The sequence below is a fragment of the Roseibium sp. genome (genome assembly GCF_039982295.1).
Lineage (GTDB): Bacteria > Pseudomonadota > Alphaproteobacteria > Rhizobiales > Stappiaceae > Roseibium.
In genome coordinates this window covers 1-4,355 of sequence record NZ_JBDWYP010000080.1, presented here as the reverse complement: position 1 = coordinate 4,355, position 4,355 = coordinate 1, and the positions used below count along the sequence as shown (strand labels likewise).

Genomic DNA, 4,355 nt, shown 5'->3' with positions numbered 1-4,355 from the left:
CACGAATTGAAAGACATGCTCGCCGAAGCCAGAAGCTCAACCGAAAACTGGAACGGCTTCCTCGATGACTTCGTCTCAGATCCCCACGTCATTGCCCGCGTCAAGGCCCAAGCGCCGCGGTAACAATCGGCCGGTTACCATCAAAGGCCGGAGAAGTCCAATTTTCAACCCAGTGATTTTTAGGGATGATTACCATACCCTTTTAGTCAAGTATCAAATCCACAAACTCTTTTGTTTGCTTTTTTATTTCATGACGATCGCATACGGTTTGATATCCCCCCTTGCCCAGTCTCTCTCGCTCGTCTGTAGATTCCACCAGTTTCAGGATGGCGTCCGAGAGCGCTTCGACGTCGCCTTCAGGCACCAACAAACCATTATCTTTGTTCGAAACGAGTTCAGGGATGCCAGAATGGTAAGTACTAATAACCGGCATACCCATTGCCATGGCCTCCATGATTGCGACTGGAAGGCCTTCAGAATCACCGTTTTGGGCGCGTTTACTGGGCAAAACAAAAATGTCGTGCTTTTTGATTTGAGTAAGCACATCTTTGTGAGAAACAGCGCCAAGGAAAACGATGTTTTCCTGTAATCCCAAATTTTCCGAAAGCTCTGTTAACTCTTGGGTTTTCGGGCCATCGCCAGCAAGGTAGAGTTTTACTTGCCGGTTTGTCTTGTTTTTGACCAATGCAAGCGCATTTAATAGGTCTGAGTGCCCTTTTTTTTCAACATGACGACCTACAGACAACAGATTTATTTCATCTTGATCTCTATAGATTCTATCAAATGAAGAAGGAATTTCAGTTCCAAGGTAGCAAACACTACATTTTGCGCCTGGAACGTTTGTTTCCAAAAGGTCTTTCCAAAGTCTATTTATAGAAATGAACTCATCAACGAAAGGTTGAACTTTCTTATAGAACTTCCAACCGCTTCTTTTAACAAAACTGGAAACGTCATGACCGTGCAGAACCACAATAGTTCTGGCTTCAGGAAAAATATACTGCTTCATTTGTGCAACCATATCGGAATGGTTGCCGAAATGGATTACAATGAGGTCCGGTGTTTTCCTAACCTGCAAACTTATGTATAGCGTCTTTTCGTAAATAAGCCCCCGTCGTCTAAGATCAAAAAGCCTCAATACGTAGGACGGTCGCACGACAAAGTTCCGTGCGATATTAATAACAGTCCGAAATAGAAATGGTTTCGATGAGACCAAATGCTTTTTGATTTCGGGTGAAGCATTTACAGGCCGCATTCCTGTGTCTCTGACACAGCCCATTTCGATTGAATAATCTCCCTTAGTTTCACGCATTTTATTAATCTGATCGATAATATACGTCTGTGAATACTGCGGGAAAATTCCTGTCAACATTAAGACATGCATTTAGTGCTCCTTTTATTTGAGCGAAAAAATATTTAGCATTCTTTGCAGTAAATTTGACTTCTGTAAGTTAATTTTTCCATTTTGTATCGTATTTTTTCTAGTCGCTTTAGAATTTCTATCTTTTTCAACGTTGACTTCAATGACACCACAGTTTTCTTCAGCGATCAGTCTATTAAAATCTTTCCGGGTAATAGTGAAATCGTTTAAAGCGGCGATCTGATTTTTATAGCTTTCCTTGATTTGATTAAGGCGCTCCAGTGCCAAAGCTGGGTTCTGATAGTGAATAGCTGTTTCTTCGTATGAATCTATCATGAGTTTGTACACTGCTTCGGGATCGTCGATTAGTTCACCTTGCACGACTCCCGCGAGTGCTACCTGGTCGGGCCTTCGATGAAAACCAAAGTCTTCGAGAAGCTGATTTCTCATCTTCCGCTGAGGCTGCCCCATGGAATTGACCACACCCTTCAAAACCGCGCCTACCGGGCGTGTATGGGCCATCGGCGTTTTATCCAGAACGGCAACAGCGTTTTTGGGATTGAGGGTTGGTGTTCCCCAAATCAGGTCCAACCCGACACCTGTGTGCCGGCTTTTGATGATCGGCATAATGTCGATCATGTAATTGCAGGAGATGCAGGGGAGCATAACCTCTACGAAGTTCGTGAACCGCAAATCAAACGCATGGCATTGCGTTACAATGAAGTGGAAAAAAAAGCTGGCATTCGTTAGTGCCGGCTGACAGAGTTCCAGGTTCCATTTTTTTGCCGTGATGAACATCTCATTAATGTTCTCACCTTTGGAGTAGATGTCGTCGTCAGGACACCAGAAGTACTCATAAGAACGTAAGGAATTTGTCCTTTCTATTGCATCGTAAATACCACTCCATTTTCCTCCCTCATAGTAGAGTTTTTTAACGCCTGGCTGCTCTTGATGACTGTCGAACGCTTCTTTGTCAAAATAGCTAACGATCAGATCCCAGCTCCGGGTCTCTGGGGCCTGGTCAAGCCAGTGATTATGAAGGCTGTTTTTTCCCGCTCGTACAATGACTAGATTATTTGCTGTCATGATGGTATTTTCTACTTTGAAGACTTAGAAAAAGAGGGTTTAGGAAAATTTTCCAATTGGTAAGGGGCACCCCTCTGCTTGTGCTGAGATCCATTCATTGGCAAGCTGCAGCGATTCTTCGATAACCCTGTGCATGTCGAGGTAGCGATATGTCCCAAGGCGCCCCATGAAGCTCGTTTTTTCTTCGTTCTTAGCGAGTGTTATGTAGTCCGAAAGGCGAGTTTTGTCGTTGGCCAGTCTTTTCGGGTAATATAACTCATCGCCTTTTTCCGCTTCTTTTGAGAACTCAGTGAAGACGATGGTTTTTTCAAACTCCCTCCAGTATTCATAGTGCTTGTGTTCGCGTCGGCGGGTATGTTTAACGTCCAAGCTTGGAAAATTGTGCGCAGGATGCCCTAGAACATCTCCATTATCTCTAACGGCTTCCCAATACAACGTTCTATAGCTTAATGAGCCAAACTGGTCGTCAAAGTAGGCGTCCAGGGGACCTGAATAGAAGGTATGGGCGAATTCCGTCTGCATTGACTTTTCCCATGGAGTATCAAGCGAGACGTCAATCGAGCTATGATCCAGCATGCGTTCTACGATCTTGGTGTAACCGTCTACCGGAATGCCCTGATAGGTGCTCGAATAATAGTTGTCGTTATAGCTAAAACGAAGAGGAAGCCTCTTCAAAATGGAGACTGGAAGCTCTTTTGGTTCGCAGCCCCAGTGTTTTTTAGTATATCCGTAAAAAAATGCTTTATATAATTCTGCTCCCATGAACTTTAATGCTTGCTCCTCGAAGTTCTTTGGGTTTTCAATAGATGAATCTGCTTTTATTTTGATAAACTCTTCCGCCTCTTTTGGTGAAAATTTCTTCCCAAAGAACTGATTGATCGTATGCAAATTAATGGGAAGGGAATAAACTCCCGTATCGGTTATGGCCTTGGGGCGATTGATGAATGGCATGAATTCACCAAAGCGGCGAATGTAGGACCAAACCTCGAGGTTGCCGGTGTGAAAAATATGGGCTCCATATTTATGAAGCATGATGCCGGTTTCCTGATCGCGCTCAGTGTGGCAATTGCCTGCCAAATGATCCCGGCGATCAATGACAAGTACCTTATGGTCAGTTTTGTCGGCTATTTCCCGGGCAATGACTGCGCCAGCAAAACCTGCTCCAACAACTAGGATCCTATCCATCTAATTAAACGGCCTCTCTTCGCCAAGTAAATACTACTCCGCAATCGGGGAGTAGATCCGGAGGGCTGCCATACAAAATTACTTTGGTGACAGTTTTCCTACGTAATCAACAAACCACATCTTATGATGATGAGACCCGGCAATATAGGGCATTTGTCATGATGGTGAAATACAGTTTTTGCACTGAGACCGCAATTTGGAGCGCCGGAATCTAGAGTTTCCCGGCTGCTATCGCGGTGACGGCCTGGGGATGCCACCGGGATTATGCAGTGCGATCGGGACGTTGTATCCGATCGCTGAATGAGGCCGATCCTCATTGTAGTGTCTACGCCAATCCTCCAGCTTTTCGCGTGCATCCGCAAGCGTCATCCCCCTCAGTCTTTCGGTAATCATCCCTAAAAATCACTGGGTTGAAAATTGGACTTCTCCGGCCTTTGATGCGCTTGGAGAACGACATGAAGAAATCGAGATTTACGGAAAGCCAGATTCTGACGATTTTAAAGCAGAGTGAGAGTGGTGTGCCGGTTGCCGATCTTTGCCGGGAACACGGGATCCGCAACGCGGCGTACTACAACTGGCGGTCCAGGTATGGCGGCATGGATGCGTCGTTGATGGCGGAAATGAAGGTCATGGCCGAAGAAAACCGCCGCCTGAAAAAGATGTATGCCGAGATGGCAATGCAGAATGAGCTGCTGAAGGATGCTCTGGGAATTGAGGCCGCCAGTGC

4 protein-coding genes and 1 pseudogene are annotated in these 4,355 nt (G+C 45.3%); 1 reads left to right on the top strand and 4 read right to left on the bottom strand.

The genetic code is table 11. The features are described from left to right. Positions 1-202 precede the first annotated feature (202 nt). The 4 genes and pseudogenes from ABJZ52_RS15920 to ABJZ52_RS15905 all read right to left on the bottom strand — a co-directional run. The gene (locus ABJZ52_RS15920; protein ID WP_348188201.1) at positions 203-1,381 is read right to left on the bottom strand and encodes a glycosyltransferase family 4 protein; all 1,179 of its coding nucleotides are present in this window, start codon (positions 1,379-1,381) and stop codon (positions 203-205) included. A gap of 12 nt (positions 1,382-1,393) precedes the next feature. Then, entirely contained in the window at positions 1,394-2,443 is a 1,050-nt protein-coding gene (locus ABJZ52_RS15915) for a hypothetical protein (RefSeq protein ID WP_348188198.1), read from the bottom strand. 39 nt (positions 2,444-2,482) lie between these two features. After that, positions 2,483-3,628 (bottom strand): UDP-galactopyranose mutase, encoded by a 1,146-nt coding sequence (gene glf, locus ABJZ52_RS15910; protein ID WP_348188196.1) that lies wholly within the window; start codon positions 3,626-3,628, stop codon positions 2,483-2,485. A gap of 228 nt (positions 3,629-3,856) precedes the next feature. Next, positions 3,857-3,997, bottom strand: a pseudogene (locus ABJZ52_RS15905) (integrase core domain-containing protein); the annotation flags it as partial. An 86-nt stretch (positions 3,998-4,083) separates the two neighbouring features. Between ABJZ52_RS15905 and ABJZ52_RS15900 the strand changes: the two are divergent. After that, positions 4,084-4,355 (top strand): transposase (locus ABJZ52_RS15900; RefSeq protein WP_348188193.1); only part of this gene is annotated, 272 nt, incomplete at its 3' end.

Coding starts and splice junctions, on each gene's coding strand:
- ABJZ52_RS15920 (WP_348188201.1), bottom strand. CDS start 1,381: ATGCATGTCTTAATGTTGACAGGAATTTTCCCGCAGTATTCACAGACG.
- ABJZ52_RS15915 (WP_348188198.1), bottom strand. CDS start 2,443: ATGACAGCAAATAATCTAGTCATTGTACGAGCGGGAAAAAACAGCCTT.
- glf (WP_348188196.1), bottom strand. CDS start 3,628: ATGGATAGGATCCTAGTTGTTGGAGCAGGTTTTGCTGGCGCAGTCATT.